The sequence below is a fragment of the Devosia marina genome (genome assembly GCF_009758415.1).
Taxonomy (GTDB): Bacteria; Pseudomonadota; Alphaproteobacteria; order Rhizobiales; family Devosiaceae; genus Devosia; species Devosia marina.
The window spans coordinates 39,138-56,195 of record NZ_WQRF01000004.1 but is presented as its reverse complement, the minus strand read 5'-3'; the positions used below and the strand labels follow the sequence as shown (position 1 = coordinate 56,195).

The window sequence follows — 17,058 nt, the reverse complement described above, 5'->3', positions numbered from 1 at the left end:
CTTATGGATAGTTGCACATGACCAAGATCACCTCCCTCAGCACCCACGACCTTCGCTTCCCGACGTCCCAGTCCCTCGACGGGTCCGATGCGATGAACCCGGACCCGGATTATTCCGCCGCCTATGTGGTGCTGGGAACCGATGGCAATCTGGAAGGCCATGGGCTGACCTTCACGATCGGCCGCGGCAACGAGGTGGTGGTCGCGGCCATAAACGCGCTGACCGACCGTGTCGTCGGTCTGGAACTGGACTGGATCGAGGCCGATCCCGGCCGCTTCTGGCGCCATGTCACCGGCGACAGCCAGCTGCGCTGGATCGGCCCCGACAAGGGCGCCATGCATCTGGCGACGGGTGCCGTGGTCAACGCCGTCTGGGACCTGCTGGCCAAGCGTGCCAACAAGCCGGTCTGGCTCTATGTCAGCGAAATGAGCCCCGAACAGCTCGTCTCCATCATCGACTTCCGCTATCTGACCGACGCCATCACCCCCGAGGAAGCGCTGGAGATTTTCCGCGCCGCCGAACCGGGCAAGGCCGAACGCATCGACCGGCTGCGCGATGAAGGCTATCCCTGCTACACAACCTCGGCGGGATGGCTGGGTTATTCGAACGAGAAGCTGACACGTCTGGCCACCGAGGCGGTCGAAGCCGGGTTCACCCATATCAAGATGAAGGTCGGGCGCGACCTCGATGACGATATCCGGCGCCTTGAAATCGTGCGCCAGATCATGGGCCCGGACCGCTATCTGATGATCGACGCCAACCAGGTCTGGGAAGTCGACCAGGCCATCGAATGGGTGAACCAACTCAAGCGGTTCGAGCCCTATTTCATCGAGGAGCCGACCAGTCCTGACGATGTGGAAGGCCACCGCAAGATCCGCGAAGCCATCGGGCCGGTGAAGGTTGCCACAGGCGAAATGTGCCAGAACCGGATCCTGTTCAAGCAGTTCATCACCCGCGACGCCATCGACATCGTCCAGATCGATGCCTGCCGCATCGGGGGTCTCAATGAGGTGCTCTCGGTGCTGCTGATGGCCGCCAAGTTCGGCAAGCCGGTCTGGCCGCATGCCGGTGGCGTGGGCCTCTGCGAGTATGTCCAGCACCTCTCCATGATCGACTATCTGGCCGTCTCGGGCAAGAAGCAGGGCAGGGTGATCGAATATGTCGACCACCTGCACGAGCATTTCCTCGATCCCTGCGTCATCAAGGGCGCGGCCTATATGCCGCCGGAGCGCCCCGGCTTTTCCATCGAGATGAAACCGGCCTCGATCGCGCAGAATGGATTCACGGGGTGAGTGGACAGCGCGACTTGCGGATCAAACCCCGCAAGTCACGCGACCCCAGTCGCCTAGCACGCCTTCGATCATCTTCGCGCCATTGAGCGGCGCCAAAGCGCGAGCGCCGGTGATGATCACCTGTCCGGCCTTGAGACCGTACCCCCGCTGCTCGGCATGACCGGCCAGCCAGGCGATAGCGCCAACAATATCATCCCAGCCGGCGCCTTTGCCGACCGCATGCGCGGGCCTGCCATCGAGTTCCAGGGTGACTGGCAGCGACGCAAGCGCGTCCACCAGAGCGCGGTCCATCGCCTTGCCGACTATCACCGCCCCGTTCGATTGCAGGTCGCCAAGCTGCAGATTGCGCGGGGTCGCATCCCGATCAACGAATGGATTGCCGATCAATTCGATCGCCGGATGCAGGCTGGCGATGGCTGCTTCAACAGCCTCGGGCGGAGCTCCCCCCGGCAGGTCTTCACCCAACTGCACCGCCACCTCGATTTCGGCCAGGAAGATGCGGCGCTTTTCGCCATCGATCAGGTCCGCTGTCCCCAGGAAACGATTGGCCGGGATAGGCGAGCAGAGCGGCGGATCGCCAAGGCCCGCAGCCACCTTCCAGCCACCCACTGGCCCGATTTGAGCAATCACCTCGTCCTGCAGTGCATAGACCGCGTCGAGGTCAGCGGGCAGCAAATGCTCTGGAACGCGGTCGAGCAGCGGGCCGCCCTCATGCGCAGAAATAAGGGCGGCGGCGAGTTCAGCAATGGACTTCATGGATCTGTATATTCCGGAAAGGTCAGGCAGCGCCTGTTTCAATCAATGCGATGCCGGCATCTGCACAGACCTCGCGGATAGAGTCCACTCGGCAGATGTCCGTAATGAAACTATGCGCCTGGCTCAGATGCCCGATCCGCACCGGAGCGGTGCGGGTGAATTTGGTCTGGTCGGCCACCACGATCACATGGCGCGCATTGGCGATGATCGCCTGGGCCACTTTCACCTCGCGAAAGTCGAAATCCAGCAGCGCTCCGTCCGGGTCGATGGCGGAGACGCCGATGACGGCGAAATCCACCTTGAACTGGCGGATGAAATCCACTGCCGCCTCGCCCACAATGCCGCCATCGCTGGGCCGCACCACCCCGCCGGCAATCACCACTTCCGTGCTGGGCACGACACGCAGGTGGTTGGCCACATTGATATTATTGGTGATCACCATCAGTCCGCGATGCTCGCTCAGCGCCTGGCCGACCGCTTCGGTGGTGGTGCCGATATTGATGAAGAGCGACGCGTGGTCGGGGATCAGCGCCGCAGCCGCCTTGCCGATGGCGCGCTTCTCTGCCGGCGCAATCTGCCGCCGCGCTTCATATTCGACATTCTCGACCCCGGAGGGGTGCATCGCTCCGCCATGGGTGCGTTTCAGCGCACCCCGGTCGCACAGGACATTGAGATCCTTGCGGATCGTCTGCGGCGTCACATCGAACGCGGCAACCAGTTCCTCGACACTCACCTCGCCCTGCTGGCGCGCCAGCTCGACGATTTTCGCCTGTCGCATTGATGGGGTCATCGTGGCGCACTCCTTTTCGTTTTGTGATTAAACGAAAGGGAGCGAAGGGGGAAGGTGTGGTGGCGGAGAAGTCACCCCACCCTCATTCCCTCCCCTTTATGGGGAGGGACAAGGTGTAGAGTTTACCGAGCCCGCTTCGACCACTTCACTTCCGGCATGAACGCAAAATCCCGGTCAAACGGATAGCTCGGGCGCGGCGTATGCTTCCGCTCGGTGCGCTCGACGAACTGGTCCACCACACCCGGCGAGAGCGCCATGATGCCCGGATTGGCAATGGGTCCCAGCTCTGGCGATAGATAGCCCGATTTCACCGCGATGATGTTGGCTCCGTGCGGATCAAGCCCGAGCCGGGTGAAGTCCGCAATATTGTGGAACGGCCGGCGGCGTGCGGTCAGCACAAGATCGATGCCGCCAATGCGAACCACCGCTTCGCGCAGATGGGCGCTCTCGGCCTGGGCCAGGAACACCACCTCGGCTTCGGTATCGACCGGCGTGCTTGAGGGATCAAGGCTCGCCCCGATATGGAGCGGCAGCCTGGCGCCCACACCCGCGGCATAGGCCGCGTCGGTCGCTGCCTTGTCGGCAATGCCGGCAAAAATCACGCCCTGTGCGTCCTTGGCCATCAGGGCCGCCAGCACTTCGGCCCGGTCGCCCACGCCGCCGCCGGTCGGATTGTCTCCCGATTCGGCCAGCACCACCGGATGGGTCGGGCTGCTCACCGCCCGGTCCACGCATTCTTCAATGGAGCCGGTCTCCATGCCGAAGACAAAGCCCTCGCGGATATCCCAATAATTCTGCGCCAGATGGTTCGCAGCCCGTTCGATGGCCGACCGGTCGGTGCCGGTGACCACGGCGCAGGCGGTGGTGCGCGGCTCGTCGGCCCAGACATAGCCCACCTGGAAGGAGGCATCCCAGATCCCGCTCGGCTCCTCGACCTGGTGGATCTGCGTGTAGAACGTGCGCGCCGGCTCGTCCTGGGTCGAGGTGCGTTCACCCGGCAGCAGCACCGGCACCGGAGCCCAGGCAATTACCGGCTTTACGCCGGTCTTGAGCGCTCGCACCAGCATGGTCACGGCGCGGCGCATCGTGTCCTGCACGTCGATATGCGGCGCGGTGCGATAGGTCGAAAACATGTCCAGCCCGTCGATGATGCGTTGGCTGATATTGCCGTGCAGATCATAAGACGCCGCGATCAGCACATCGGGCCCCACAACGTCGCGCACTGCGCTGATAAAGTCGCCCTCGGCATCGAACATGCCTTCGACATGCATGGCGCCGTGCATGGCGAGATAGACCCCATCGAGCGGCATGGCGGCTTTCAGGCCATCGAGAATCTCAGCTTTCCAGCGATCATAGAGCGCCCGTTCCACCGGTCCGCCGGCAATGGCTCGGGCGTGCAGGATGGTGATGAACTCGGCCGGGAAATGCGTCAGGAAATCGAAATATTGATCCTTGAGCATGGAAGGGCCGCGCAGCACGCGAAAATCGGCCTCACGCGCCAGGACTGGGTTATAGGTGCTGCATTCAGTGTGCAGGCCGGCAACGGCAATTTTCACTAGAGAACTCCAGGAACTTCAGATTCGAGATTGTGTTTGGTGCGGACCGGGCGCGGCGTCAGTCGCCCGGTGAGGAACAGGCTCACCACCAGCATGGGGATGACGCAGGCGACGCCGAACCGGATATCGCTGTGCTCGGCCACAAAGCCGATCAGCGGCGGGCCGATAAGAAAGCCGGTCAGTGCCACAAAGGACAACACGGCCACATTGGCCGAGGCGGCGCGGTCGCCAATGCCGGCAGCCGCCGTAACGGCCAGCGGGAAACCGACCGACACGCCAATGCCGATGGTGCCAAAGCCGATCAGCGCGATCTCGACGCTCGGCGCCAGAAACAGCAGTGCTGCGCCGAGCACCGCCAGCGTGCCACACAACCGGGCCGTATTGACGCTGCCCAGCCGTCGCTTGAGGAAGTCGCCGCCAAACCGGCCGGCAGCCACCATGAAGGCGAAGACCGAATAGCCCAGGCCCACCAGCCCGCCCTCGGCATTGAGCGCATCGCGCAGGAATATGGCCGACCAGTCGGCCATTGCGCCTTCTGTCATGGTGATGCCGAAGACGAACAGGCACACCCCCACTAGCGCCGGACTGGGCAGGGACCAGGCAGAGCGCTGCGGCTCGCCGGTCTCGTTTTCGGTCCTGTCCTTCAGAGCAGGCAGGGCCCACCCGGCCAGCAAGGCGACGGGAAGTACGGCAAAAGCCAGCAGGGGCAGCGCGATGCCCGGCGCAACGTTAGCGGCGACAAAGCCCGAGCCGATCAGGCTGCCCACCATGATGCCCAGCGACCAGCAGCCATGCGAGGTGTTCATGATCAGCTTGCCGGTGGATTTCTCCACCAAATCGGCCTCGACATTCAGCCCCAGCTCGACAAACGAGATGGAGGAACCCGCCAGCATTAGCGCGATGAACAGCAGGATCGGGTCCGGCGCCAGCACCGGCAGGCAGGTGGCAATCGAATAGAACACAAAGCCGATCAGAATCGCCATGCGGGCGCCGATCCTGCCCACCAGCGGCCCGGCAAAGGGCAGGGTCAAGAGCGTGCCCACCGGCATGCCGAGCAGTGCAATGGCCAGGGCCGCCGAACCCAGCCCCATGGCCGACTGGATCTCGGGAATACGCGGCAGCCACGAGCCAAAGGCGATGGGCTGGAGAAAGAACACCAGCATGACAAGGCGCTGGGGCGTGAGGAAAGACATGCAAATGGCCTCAATGACCTGGGGTGTTCGGCGCTGCCGTTGCTTTTTCCGTCCCCGGAGGGACTTTGTCGCTACCGCCCTGCGCATGCCCTTCGTTATCAGGGCCGCGCGCCGCGCGACGATCGATGATTGATCAGCCCTGTTTCGGCATCGGATAGGGCAAATAGCCCACAAATCCGGTCAGCTTCCATTGCCCGTCCACCTTGCGGCAGAAATAGAGGGTCTGCCAGTTCAGGACATCCTTGCCGCCATCCGCCAGGGCGATTTCGCCGTTGAATTTCTTGTGGGCGATGGCCCGGTCGCCGGTGATTTCGATTTCGGTCAGGCTGGTCGCCCGGTGAATACCGGCTTCCTGGTCCTCGGCATAAACCACCTGCTGGCCCTCATGGGCCTGGCGCAGCCACTCGTCGCGATATTGCGCCAGCGTGGGATAGCTGATGGTCCAGCCATCGGGATTGTCGTTTTTGTTGCCATTTATGCCCATGAAGTCATCAGCAATGAAATCGTCCTCCACCATCGACCAGTCGGCATCCACGAAGGCCTTGATGTCGCGTGGCACCAGCATGGTCCAGATCGCCGAACGGTCTGCATCATTGGGGAAGGGATTGGTCGATAGGCTCATTTCGCGTCTCTTGCCTGCGTGGTGACGCGCTGAGGCACGTTCACCAATTCTGTTTCAAATTTTCACATGTGTCATGTGTTTGTTGCCTCGTGAAAGAGGCCACATGGATACCAATTGCGACATGGTGCGCCGAGAAAGGACATTTGTCCACACCCTGTATCCTGCCAAACTCCTCCAATATGCCCATAAAATCAGCAAAACGGCGCGCATTTGCGCAAGCTTCCATGGTGGCTTAAATTGGTATTGTATTGGCGTCGAATCTGTGTTGACATTGTGTTGGCAAGGCGCCTAGTCTTGAAAATCGTTTACACAAACGACACCGATCCGCAAGAGGTCGGGGATGGAACAAAACAGGGAACGGCAAGGTATGCGGGTAGGCATTATCGGTCTCGGCTATCGTCTGGGTTATCTGGCGCGGGTGTTTTCCGCTGCGCGGGGCGATTTCGAGATTGTCGGTTATGTCGATCCGGCACCGGCCGGTCTGCCCTATACCCAGGAGCATGGTGTCTCCGTTGGTCAGCAATATGACAGCCTTGAGCAGTTGATCGACGAAGCCAATCTCGATCTGCTCATGGTCGGCTCGCCCAATCATATGCATCTTGAGCACATTCGCATCGGCCTTGAGCGTGGCATGAAGCTGTTTGCCGAAAAGCCGGTGGTGACCTCGGTTGAGGATACCATGGCGCTGGCCGAATTGATCGGACAGTACGGCTCGGACAATGTCATGGTGGGCCTGGTGCTGCGCTATGCACCGCTCTATGTCGACCTGCGCAAGGCGCAGGCCGAGGGCAAGCTGGGCGATGTCACCTCCATTGAGGCATCTGAAACCATTCCGCCCTATCACGGCGCCTTTTTCATGCGCGACTGGCGGCGTTACCAGCAATATTCGGGCAGTTTCATGCTCGAGAAATGCTGCCACGACCTTGATCTTTACAACGGCGTGATGGGTTGCCGTCCGCGCTATGTGGCCAGCTTTGGCGGGCGCAAGAGCTTTACGCCTGAAAATGCGCCCCAGGATGCCGGCGTCAACGATCTCAACGTCTATCACCGCAAGCCGTCGGGTTGGCAGGGCTCGGACAAGGTGTTCGATAGTGATGGCGACATCATCGACTTCCAGACCGCCATCGTGCAGTATGAAAACGGCGCGGCTCTGACCTTCCACACCAATATGAACGTGCCCGACGATTTCCGCCGTTTCGCGGTGATCGGTGCCAAGGGCATGGCGGAAGGCGACTTCATTCGTAACTACTTCAAGGTCACCGACAGCCGCACCTCCGAGCGGCTTGAGGACAAGACCTACCAGACCTCCGAACTGAGCCAGCATTACGGTGCCGACGAGCAGATGGCCGAGGATATCCTAAAGCATATGATCGACGGTGTGCCCCTGCCTGTCTCGGTCACCGACGCGCTTGAAGCCGGGCTTCTGGCGCTGTCCATGGATGAAGCGATGCGCAACAAGTCTGTAGTCGACATGGCCCCCATCTGGCAGCGCTTCGACGCTGCTCTGGGCAAAGGGAACTGAGGAGAAAGCCGATGACCAGCACAAGAAGCGCCACCCTCTTCGCCCTCGCCCTGCTGGCTCCGGCATTGCTCTATATCCTGACCATCGTGGCCTACCCGCTGGTCGATACGATCATTCTCAGCTTTACCAACGCCTCGCTGCGCCCCGGGTATGATTTCATTGGCTGGGCCAATTACGAGCGCATTTTCGGCGCCGGCAACTTCACCGAAGTCATTGTCCGCACCTTTATCTGGACCTTCTTCTCGGTCAGCCTGAAAATGGTCATCGGCATGCTGGGTGCCGTGCTGCTCAACGCAGCAATTCCAGGTCAGATTGTGTTCCGCATTCTCACCATGCCGCCCTGGATCGTTCCCATGGCCATTGGCATCTTCATGTGGGGCTGGATGTACAATGGCCAGTTCGGCATGATTTCCGGGCTCTTGCAGAATTTCGGCATCACCGATGGCCCGATCGCCTGGCTGGCTTATGGCGAGACCGCCTTCTGGGCTACGATCATCACCGACGTGTGGATTGGTGTCCCCATGGTCACCATCTATTTCCTGGCCGCCATGCAGTCGATCCCGCGCGATCTGCATGAAGCCGCCTGGACCGATGGCGCCGGCCGCTTCTATCGCTTCCGCCGCATCACCGTGCCGCTGATGGTGCCCGCCATCATCACCATGAGCCTGCTTTCGCTCATCGCCACCTTCAATTCCTTCGACATCATCTGGATCCTGACCCAGGGCGGTCCGTCCGGCTCGACCACCACGATGATCATCGACACCTACAAGACCGCCATGGGATCGCGCCGATATGGCGAGGGCGCGGCGCGTGCCGTGGTCATCTCGCTCTTCGTAACCGCCTTCTGCATTGTTTACTTCCGCGCCGTCCGCAAGCTCCAGCAGGGAGAAGCCAAATGAGCGACGTTGCCCGTTCCACCGAAGTCGCGGCCGCCGATTCCAAGGCCAGCGTCCAGCCTCAGCCCAAGGCCAAGGCCCGTCGCGGCCTCTGGTCGGCCAGCCGACCGATGATCGACCGCTATAGCCTGCTCGAAGTGATTGGGCTCTATGCCGGCATCGCGCTGTTCCTGTTCTTCGTTTTGGCCCCGTTCATTGAAGGGTTCCTGGTGTCATTGAAGCCACTGGCCCAGCTCTTCTCGACACCCTACAGCTTCATTCCCAAAAACGGCTCCTTTGCGGCCTATTTCTCCATGTGGGAATCCGTGCCTGCCCTGGGCATGCACATCTTCAATTCCTTCTTCATCTCCACCGTGGTCACGGCCATCGTGGTCGCCATCGTGGTGCCCGCCGCCTATGCCTTTGCCCGCTTCAACTTCACCGGTGCTGGCCTGCTCCTGGCGGGGTTCCTGGCGGTCAACATGTTCTCGGGCGCGGTGCTGCTGATCCCGCTGTTCCGCCTGATGCGCACCCTCGGCCTGCTCAATACCTACTGGGCCATGATCGTGCCGGGCGCAGCCTTCCTCATTCCGTCCTCCGTCTGGCTGTTGCGCACCTATATGATGCGCATCCCGCGCGAGCTGGACGAAGCCGCCTGGGTCGATGGCGCCAGCCGTCTCTACACCCTGCGCCGGGTCATTCTGCCGCTGGCCATGCCGGGCGTCGTCGTGGTCGCCATCATGACCTTCATCGGTGCCTACGCCCAGCAGTTCATCTTCGCGCTGACCTTCAACTCCAAGACAGAATTCATGCCGCTGCCGGTCGGGCTCTTCGCCTTCTTCGGCAAGCAGGAAGTGATCTGGAACGAGCTGATGGCGGCGTCCTTCGTCGGAATCCTGCCGGTCATGATCGTCATCGTGTTCCTGCAGCGCTATCTCGTCGCCGGTCTCACCGCCGGTGCCGTGAAGCAGTAACTGGCGCGGCGCCAATCCGGATCTGGTCCGGGCCGGTGCTGCACCAATCAAGGTTTGGAGATCGTTCAACAGCCAATGTTGAACGGCTCCGAGAGGGCCGAGGGGCCCGCAATCAAGGGAGACTACCAAGTGAAAAAGACAATCGGTTTGGTAACCGTGTCCATGCTGGCTCTGGCCGGTGCCGCCCCGGCGGCCTATGCCCAGGATCAGGAAATCGCCTTTATCAACTGCGGTGACGAACTGACCGCTGGCTATGCCGACTACTTCGCCGAGTGGGAAGCCGAAAACCCCGGTTTCAAGGTCGTCCCTGAGATCGTGGGCTGGGGCCAGTGCCAGGACAAGGTCACCACGCTCGCCGCTGCCGGCACCCCGGTCGCGCTGGCCTATGTCGGCTCGCGTACGCTCAAGCAGTTCGCCATCAACGACCTGATCGTTCCCGTGCCGATGACGGACGAGGAAAAGGCGTCCTATTACAACTACGTGCCCGATACCGTCACCTTCGACGGCACCCAGTGGGGCGTTCCGGTTGCCTTCTCGACCAAGGCCCTGTTCTGGAACAAGGATCTGTTCGAAGAGGCCGGTCTTGATCCTGAAACGCCGCCCAAGACCTGGGAAGAAAAGATCGCTTTCGCCAAGCAGATCACCGAGAACACCGATGCTGCCGGCTATGGTGCCGTTGCCAAGACCTTTGACAACACCATGCACCAGTTCCTGCATTGGGTTTACACCAATGACGGCCTGATCATCGATGCCGATGGCAACATCGTTGCCGACTCGCCGCAGGTTCTGGCGGCCCTGACCGCCCTGGATGACATCATCCCCTATTCCGAAGAAGGCCCGACCGCTTACGAGCAGAACGAAGTCCGCGCCATCTGGCTTGATGGTGGCGTTGCCATGATCGAAGCCTCGGTCGGTGCGGCCCTCCGCGCGGAAGAAGCCGGCATGAACTGGGGTGTTGCTCCGCTTCCGCTGGGTCCGGACGCCAAGGGTCCCGGTACGCTGCTGATCACCGACTCGCTGGCCGTCTTCAAGGGCACCGGTGTTGAAGAGCAGGCCATCAGCCTGGCCAAGTTCATCACTGCTCCCGAGCGTCAGTGGGCTGCCGAAATGGCCCAGGGCCTGACCCCGCTGCGTCCGCTTGAGCCGCAGACCTCGGACCTGGTTGCCGAAAAGCCCTACTGGAAGCCGTTCCTGGACGGTATCGAGTTTGGTGGTCCCGAGCCGCTGTTCACCGACTATATCGGTCTGCAGAACACTATGATCGAAATGGTGCAGTCGGTTGTGACCGGCGCTGCCGAGCCTGCTGACGCCCTGACCAAGGCCGCTGGCGAGCTCGAGCTCTACAAGTAACTTCGAGCCGTCCTAAGGGCAGATCGATCCGGTGGATCGATCTGAGGCGAGAAGGCCATGAGAGCTATGCTCGAATGGCAAAGCCGTCCCTAAGGGCAGATCGATCCGGTGGATCGATCTGAGGCGAGAAGGCCATGAGAGCTAGCTCGAATGGCATCAACTGACCTGGCGCCGCCGCCTTTGGTGGCGGCGCTCCATCCAAGAAATTCCCGTGTCCGGAGACGCGAACCATGTCGCAACTGAGCCTCAAGCGCCTCGAAAAGTCCTTCAACGAAGCCCGCATCATCAAGGGCATCGATCTCGATGTGAGCGAAGGCGAGTTCGTGGTTTTCGTCGGCCCGTCGGGCTGCGGCAAGTCCACCTTGCTGCGCATGATTGCCGGTCTTGAAGATGTCAGCGCAGGCGAGATCGAGATTGGCGGCAATATCGTCAACGATCTGCCGCCCGTACAGCGCGGCATCGCCATGGTGTTCCAGTCCTATGCGCTCTACCCGCATATGACCGTCTACGAAAATATTGCCTTTCCGCTGCGCGTGGAAAAGCTGCCGCAGGCCGAGGTCGACAATCGCGTCCAGGCCGCTGCCAAGGTGCTCCAGCTTGAAAGCCGTTTGCAGCACCGCCCCGGCCAGCTCTCTGGCGGCCAGCGCCAGCGCGTCGCCATTGGCCGCGCCATTGTGCGCCAGCCCAAGATCTTCCTCTTCGACGAACCGTTGTCGAACCTGGACGCAGCCTTGCGTTCGGAAATGCGCATCGAGCTGATGGAGCTGCACAAGCGCCTGGGCTCGACCATGATCTATGTGACCCACGACCAGATTGAAGCCATGACCATGGCCGACAAGATCGTGGTGCTCAACTCCGGCGAAATCGCCCAGATCGGCTCGCCGCTCGAGCTCTACCACAAGCCCGACAACCTGTTCGTTGCCGGTTTCATCGGCTCGCCCAAGATGAACTTCATCAATGGCCGCGTGCGTGCCGCCAATGGCACCACCGTCACCGTCGACCTGGGCAAGCTGGGCACTATAGAGCTGCCCCGCTCCAGCACCGAAGTGGCCGGCCAGGAAGTGACCCTTGGTATTCGTCCCGAGCACCTGACCCTGGGCAGTGGTGAATTTGTCATCGAAACCACCCCCAATATCGTCGAGCATCTGGGCATCCACACGATTGGTTATGCCACCCTGCCGGGGGGCGAGAACTTCATTGGCCTGTTCGAGGGCAATCCAGACCTTGAAGATGGCAAGCCTATGAACGTCGGGTTCGACATTGCGCAGGCCCATCTGTTCGACGCCAAGGGGCTGGCCATCTACTAGGGCGGTATCGGCCGGCAAGAGGGGACGCACGATGCTGGACATAGTGGGGCTGCTGCAGACCGAGAAGGACGCTTTCACGCGCTCGGAACGCGCCCTGACCGAGATCGTCCTGGCCGATGTCGACAGCGTGCTCAAGATGAGCATTGTCGATCTGGCGGCCGAGGCCGATGTGTCCCCGCCCACCGTCACCCGCTTTTGCCGGCGGCTTGGCTGCGACAGCTATGCCGATTTCAAGGTACGGCTGGCTCAGTCCCGCTTCGTCGGTCAGCGCTATTTCGCCCCCGCATCGGGTCCCCTGAGTGTTCACGAGATCGCCCAGGGCATTGTCAACGGCATTCAGTCCACCATCTACGACACTTTCGATACGCTCGATTTCGACGCCATCGAGCGGGCCGCCGAATCCATCGTCAAATCCAGTTTCATCCTCAGCTTCGGCTCGGGCGGCGCTTCCTCGATGATGGCGGTGGAAACCGAGGCCCGCCTGTTCCGGCTCGGCCTCAAGGTTGCCGCCTCTATCGATCATCAGGTGCAGATGATGCGCGCCGCCTCCGCCCCTCTTGGCGCCGTGGTCATTGCCTACTCGCTCTCGGGGAACAATGTCCCGCTGGTCAAGGCGCTTTCGGTCGCCGGCGAATATGGCCTGACCCGCATCGTCGTCTCGCGGCCCGGTTCGATCATGGCCGAGCAGGCAGACATTCTGCTGCCCGTGCACTGGCGCGAAAACCAGGACATCCTGCGTCCCACCCCGGGCCGCTACGCATTTCTCGCCACTGTCGACATCCTCTCCCAGACCATCGCGGCCAGGTTGGGCCCACCGGCCGTCGCCTCCATGCGCCGCATCAAGCATCAGCTGGTCGTCAACCGCGACGGCGACGACGCCCAGCCTTTGGGGGATTGATGCTTCCGCGCGCACCAACGCAAGCCACCCCCACCTAGCCTCCCCCTGTCCAGGGGGAGGGACGGTCTTGATGTTGGCGCCGGCAATCCCGCCCAGCACTCGATCAATCCCTCCCCCTCCTGCAGGGAGAGGCTAGGTGGGGGTAACTCGACCACCACTCCACAATACTGGACCCCACCATGTCTTTTTCCCTCGTTACCACCTGGACGCCTGCCACCGACAGCGAACCGCTGGGCTATGGCATCGAGCTGACCAATAATGGCGATACGCCGATCAGCAATTTCCAGCTCGGCTTTTCCGGCCCCGCCCGCATTGACCCGTATGCCACTTTGGAGAACGGCAAGCTTTTGAAGCGCCTCTCCAATCACACCCTGATCGCTCCGCCCGATGGCTATGTGCTCGAGCCCGGCGCCACCTGGACCTCGACGGCACGGGGCCTGTCCTACGGTCTGCGCCATTGGAGCGATGGCGCCAATTCGGCCTATCTGGTGCTTGAGGGCGGCGAGGTCGTCGCCATCCCCACCGCCCCGACCCAGGGCAAGGGCCACAATTCGCCGCTGCTCAAGGGCGCGATGAAATTCCCTGTTCCGGCCAAGGCCCCGGCGCCGTTCTCGATCATTCCCTGGCCCAAACACGTTGCCGCCACCGGCAATCGCATCGCGCCGCCGGGCTATGATCTGAAGCCCGTTGGCGATCTGGCCAGCCGCGCCGCTGCGGCTTTTGCCGACCTCACCGCCGAATTGTTCCCGGTGGAAGCCATTGTGCGCCCCGCCGCCGAAGCCGGCATGCCTGTTCATATCGTTGAAAAACCCGGCCTCGGTGCCGAGGCCTATGAAATCGCCTTTGCCGACAACAGCGCCACGGTGTCCGCAACCACGCGTCAGGGCATGTTCTATGGCTTGGTGACCTTGGGCCACATACTGCGTGGTGCCAAACAATATCCGGCCACCTTCAGCTTCCCCACCCAAGGCACCATCGCCGATGAACCCGGCTTTGCCTTCCGCGGCAGCCATCTCGATGTGGCGCGTCAGTTCTATACCGCCGCCGAAGTCAGCCGCCTCATCCGCCTCATGGCCTGGAACAAGATGAACAAGTTCCATTGGCACCTGACCGAGGACGAAGCCTGGCGGCTTGAAATCGATGCCTATCCGCAACTGACCGAGATTGCCGCCTGGCGCGGTCACGGCAAGGCGCTGCCGCCTTTGCTTGGCTCGGGTCCGCAGCCGACCGGCGGCTACTACTCCAAAAAGACTGTGCGCGAGATTGTCGCCCTGGCCGATGACCTGGCCATGGATGTCATCCCCGAGATCGACATGCCGGGCCATTTCTACGCCGCCCTGCAGGCGCTGCCCGAACTGCGCGACCCCAATGAAAAGGGCGAGTACCAGTCGGTGCAGGGTTTCCCCAATAACAGCCTCAATCCCGCCCATGAGCCGGTTTATCGCTTCGTTGAAACCATCGTCGATGAAGTGCTTGAGCTGTTCCCCGCCGGCGTCTTCCATCTCGGGGCCGACGAAGTGCCGCTGGCCGCCTGGTCCGGCTCGCCCCTGGCCCTCGACATGATCGAGCAGATGGCGGGTCCGGCAATGCGCAAGAAGCACGAAGCCCAGTTCAACCAGCTCGGCAATGCCCATGGCGCCGATGAGATCGAAGGCTCGCCCACCGCGATCATTCAGGCCGAGTTCATCAAGCGCGTGCACAGATATATCGCCGGAAAGGGCGCCATCACCGGCGGCTGGGAAGAGGCGGCCCATGGCGATGCGGTGGCCAAGGACAAGTCTTATGTCATCGGCTGGCGCAATGTGGAGATTAACGCCGAACTGGCCGAACGCGGCTACGATATCGTCGTTTCGCCGGGCCAGCGCTATTATCTCGACATGGCCAATGGCGTGAGCTGGGCCGAACCAGGTGCCGGCTGGGCCGGCTGGTCCGGCCCGCAGGAAACCTACGAGTTCGAAGCCCGCGAGGGCTTCTCCGAGGAGGGCCTCAAACACCTCATCGGCGTCCAGAGCTGCATCTGGTCCGAGAGCATGGCCGACCGCGCCATCTTCGACCGGCTGGTCTTCCCGCGCATCTCGGCCATTGCCGAAGCCGGCTGGACCCTGCCCGAACGCAAGAGCTGGGAGCGCTTCAAGTCAATGGTTGGCCTGATGCCGATCATGTATGGCCACTGGTCTGCGGAGTAGGCGCACCGCACTGCTTCTTCCCCCGCTCGCGGGGGAGGAAGACCGCGCATAGGCGCTGGAGGGGGGAGCATGAACCCCGCTACCCTCCCTCCCCTTGGGGGAGGGTAGCGTCGCTCGGACCGTCAGGTCCGTAGCAGAGCTAGGGTGGGGTTATCTGCTAACGCCGCTATTCGAGCACAGCTCTCATGGCCTTTTCGCCTAGATTCGCTCCACCGGAGCGAATTTGCCTCTGGCCCGGCTCAAAGCCAAGGATCGTCCACCATCGGCCAGATATCCTTGCGCGCTTTGCGGTAGTCCGTCTCCGCAGGCCGATTGGGATAGGGCTTGCCGGCCGAGCAATAAACGATTTCCGAGGCGATCCTGGAGAACGAGTCGTAAAAGTGGTTGGTCGACTTGATCAGCAGGATTTTGCGCGATGTTGGGTCAACGCCCAGCGCCGAAAACAGGCTCGGATCAAAGCTCTGCGCCCGGGTCGAGTTGAGGATCACATCGATCCCGTCAAAATGCACCCAAGCCGCATCACCGAACGGGGCAAAGCTGTCACCGAATTTCATTTCGGCATTGCGCACCAGCCGCCGGACGCTCACCTGCGCATCGATCGGCTGTCCGGTGAAGGGCGCCGATTTGGCCCCGAAGCGCAGCGGAATGACCGCGCCTTCCCCCGCCGCAAAACAGATCTGCACCGCAATCGGATCCCAGATCGTGCCCACAGCCACATCGGTAACGCCGCGGGCAATCATCTCGGCCAGGATGACCGTTGCATCGCCCGCCGTGCCGCCGCCCGGATTGTCCCACACATCGGCAATCACCACTGGGCCACGCGGCGCAGCCAGTGCGGTGTCCACGGCGGTCTTTTCGTCCACCTGGGCGACCATGAACGTGCCGCGCATGGCGTAAAGCTCACGTCCGAGCTTTTCGGCCAATGCCGCGCCCATGTCGGCCCGGCTGTCGGTAACAGCCACCAGCTTGGTGCCCATTTCGGGCACGTCGCCTGCCATGAATCCATGCACGACCGAGAGCGAAAGCAGGCCCGGTTCGGACTTTTCCAGCGCCAGCAAAGAATCGACAAAGCCACGCATGGGCTGTTTGGATGTCGGGAAGACGTCGATCATCCGGCAATCGAAGACGCTCATCACCGGCTTGATTTCTTTTTTGAGCGTCCGCACCGCAATGTCCCAGAGATCGCGCGCGCGCTCGACGAAATCGGTATGCGGGAACTCCTTGAAATAGACAAAGAAGTCAGCCGCTTCTGCCCGCTTGGCGGTCAGATGGCTATGCGGGTCAAGCTCGGCGCAGACCAGCACATCGGGGCCCACAATGGCTCGGATGCGCGCCAGCAGATCGCCCTCGGGGTCGTCATAGCCCTGGGCCACCATGGCGCCATGCAGCCCCAGTACCACGCCATCCACTGGCATGGCGGCGTGCAACTGGCCGATGATTTCGTCGCGCAATTCCTCATAGGTCGCCTGGGCCACAAGGCCGGCAGGGTCCGCCCAGCTTGCCGTGCCCTCGATCAGCGTCCATCCTTCCCGTGCGCAGACTTCGCGGCCCACCGTGATCGGCGCAGTACACAGCGTCGGGGTCGGTGGGTGCTGGCCCGGCTTGGCATGCAGCGATGCCTCGAAGGCGCGCTTGTCGATGGCAATTGGGGAGAACGTATTGGTCTCGGTGGCCAGGGCTGCGGTGAAAAGGCGCAAGGGAAGCTCGTGAGATGAGGATGGCGTCAATGCTGAAGAG

Annotated in this window: 14 protein-coding genes; 8 read left to right on the top strand and 6 right to left on the bottom strand. The window is 61.9% G+C overall.

Annotation, left to right across the window (positions count from 1 at the left end; translation table 11 throughout):
* Positions 1 to 17: 17 nt before the first annotated feature.
* On the top strand, positions 18 to 1,292 hold the full coding sequence (locus GO014_RS13570) for an L-fuconate dehydratase (RefSeq protein WP_157290882.1): 1,275 nt from the start codon (positions 18 to 20) through the stop codon (positions 1,290 to 1,292).
* A gap of 21 nt (positions 1,293 to 1,313) precedes the next feature.
* Here the strand turns inward: GO014_RS13570 and GO014_RS13565 are convergent, their stop codons facing one another.
* The 5 genes from GO014_RS13565 to GO014_RS13545 all read right to left on the bottom strand — a co-directional run bounded on the left by GO014_RS13565 (position 1,314) and on the right by GO014_RS13545 (position 6,209).
* Complete coding sequence (locus GO014_RS13565; protein ID WP_157290881.1) at positions 1,314 to 2,048, bottom strand: 2-oxopent-4-enoate hydratase; 735 nt, start codon at positions 2,046 to 2,048, stop codon at positions 1,314 to 1,316.
* Between the two features lie 22 nt (positions 2,049 to 2,070).
* Positions 2,071 to 2,838: a DeoR/GlpR family DNA-binding transcription regulator gene (locus GO014_RS13560; RefSeq protein ID WP_116588070.1), complete on the bottom strand. Its 768-nt coding sequence runs from the start codon at positions 2,836 to 2,838 to the stop codon at positions 2,071 to 2,073.
* Between the two features lie 122 nt (positions 2,839 to 2,960).
* The gene (locus GO014_RS13555; RefSeq protein WP_343030959.1) at positions 2,961 to 4,394 is read right to left on the bottom strand and encodes a M81 family metallopeptidase; all 1,434 of its coding nucleotides are present in this window, start codon (positions 4,392 to 4,394) and stop codon (positions 2,961 to 2,963) included.
* On the bottom strand, positions 4,394 to 5,587 hold the full coding sequence (locus GO014_RS13550; protein ID WP_246204629.1) for an MFS transporter: 1,194 nt from the start codon (positions 5,585 to 5,587) through the stop codon (positions 4,394 to 4,396). The genes GO014_RS13555 and GO014_RS13550 overlap by 1 nt, the downstream gene beginning before the upstream one ends.
* 133 nt (positions 5,588 to 5,720) lie before the next feature.
* A complete protein-coding gene (locus GO014_RS13545; RefSeq protein WP_116588072.1) occupies positions 5,721 to 6,209 on the bottom strand; it encodes a hypothetical protein in 489 nt (162 codons plus the stop codon).
* Between the two features lie 367 nt (positions 6,210 to 6,576).
* On the opposite strand from GO014_RS13545, the gene GO014_RS13540 reads away from it, so the two are divergent.
* From GO014_RS13540 to GO014_RS13510, 7 genes are all read left to right on the top strand, one after another.
* On the top strand, positions 6,577 to 7,731 hold the full coding sequence (locus GO014_RS13540) for a Gfo/Idh/MocA family protein (RefSeq protein ID WP_157290880.1): 1,155 nt from the start codon (positions 6,577 to 6,579) through the stop codon (positions 7,729 to 7,731).
* 11 nt (positions 7,732 to 7,742) lie between these two features.
* On the top strand, positions 7,743 to 8,630 hold the full coding sequence (locus GO014_RS13535; RefSeq protein ID WP_116588074.1) for a carbohydrate ABC transporter permease: 888 nt from the start codon (positions 7,743 to 7,745) through the stop codon (positions 8,628 to 8,630).
* 107 nt (positions 8,631 to 8,737) lie between these two features.
* The gene (locus GO014_RS13530; RefSeq protein ID WP_157291034.1) at positions 8,738 to 9,580 is read left to right on the top strand and encodes a carbohydrate ABC transporter permease; all 843 of its coding nucleotides are present in this window, start codon (positions 8,738 to 8,740) and stop codon (positions 9,578 to 9,580) included.
* A 162-nt stretch (positions 9,581 to 9,742) separates the two neighbouring features.
* A complete protein-coding gene (locus tag GO014_RS13525) occupies positions 9,743 to 10,930 on the top strand; it encodes an extracellular solute-binding protein (protein WP_157291033.1) in 1,188 nt (395 codons plus the stop codon).
* 230 nt (positions 10,931 to 11,160) lie between these two features.
* The gene (locus tag GO014_RS13520; RefSeq protein ID WP_157290879.1) at positions 11,161 to 12,237 is read left to right on the top strand and encodes an ABC transporter ATP-binding protein; all 1,077 of its coding nucleotides are present in this window, start codon (positions 11,161 to 11,163) and stop codon (positions 12,235 to 12,237) included.
* A gap of 31 nt (positions 12,238 to 12,268) precedes the next feature.
* On the top strand, positions 12,269 to 13,135 hold the full coding sequence (locus GO014_RS13515; RefSeq protein WP_157290878.1) for a MurR/RpiR family transcriptional regulator: 867 nt from the start codon (positions 12,269 to 12,271) through the stop codon (positions 13,133 to 13,135).
* 179 nt (positions 13,136 to 13,314) lie between these two features.
* Entirely contained in the window at positions 13,315 to 15,321 is a 2,007-nt protein-coding gene (locus tag GO014_RS13510; protein WP_157290877.1) for a beta-N-acetylhexosaminidase, read from the top strand.
* Positions 15,322 to 15,560: 239 nt separating this feature from the next.
* Here the strand turns inward: GO014_RS13510 and GO014_RS13505 are convergent, their stop codons facing one another.
* Complete coding sequence (locus tag GO014_RS13505) at positions 15,561 to 17,018, bottom strand: M81 family metallopeptidase (RefSeq protein ID WP_157290876.1); 1,458 nt, start codon at positions 17,016 to 17,018, stop codon at positions 15,561 to 15,563.
* Between the last annotated feature and the right edge of the window lie 40 nt (positions 17,019 to 17,058).

Coding starts and splice junctions, on each gene's coding strand:
- GO014_RS13540 (WP_157290880.1), top strand. CDS start 6,577: ATGCGGGTAGGCATTATCGGTCTCGGCTATCGTCTGGGTTATCTGGCG.
- GO014_RS13520 (WP_157290879.1), top strand. CDS start 11,161: ATGTCGCAACTGAGCCTCAAGCGCCTCGAAAAGTCCTTCAACGAAGCC.
- GO014_RS13560 (WP_116588070.1), bottom strand. CDS start 2,838: ATGACCCCATCAATGCGACAGGCGAAAATCGTCGAGCTGGCGCGCCAG.
- GO014_RS13510 (WP_157290877.1), top strand. CDS start 13,315: ATGTCTTTTTCCCTCGTTACCACCTGGACGCCTGCCACCGACAGCGAA.
- GO014_RS13565 (WP_157290881.1), bottom strand. CDS start 2,048: ATGAAGTCCATTGCTGAACTCGCCGCCGCCCTTATTTCTGCGCATGAG.
- GO014_RS13570 (WP_157290882.1), top strand. CDS start 18: ATGACCAAGATCACCTCCCTCAGCACCCACGACCTTCGCTTCCCGACG.
- GO014_RS13550 (WP_246204629.1), bottom strand. CDS start 5,587: ATGTCTTTCCTCACGCCCCAGCGCCTTGTCATGCTGGTGTTCTTTCTC.
- GO014_RS13535 (WP_116588074.1), top strand. CDS start 7,743: ATGACCAGCACAAGAAGCGCCACCCTCTTCGCCCTCGCCCTGCTGGCT.
- GO014_RS13545 (WP_116588072.1), bottom strand. CDS start 6,209: ATGAGCCTATCGACCAATCCCTTCCCCAATGATGCAGACCGTTCGGCG.
- GO014_RS13525 (WP_157291033.1), top strand. CDS start 9,743: ATGCTGGCTCTGGCCGGTGCCGCCCCGGCGGCCTATGCCCAGGATCAG.
- GO014_RS13530 (WP_157291034.1), top strand. CDS start 8,738: ATGATCGACCGCTATAGCCTGCTCGAAGTGATTGGGCTCTATGCCGGC.
- GO014_RS13515 (WP_157290878.1), top strand. CDS start 12,269: ATGCTGGACATAGTGGGGCTGCTGCAGACCGAGAAGGACGCTTTCACG.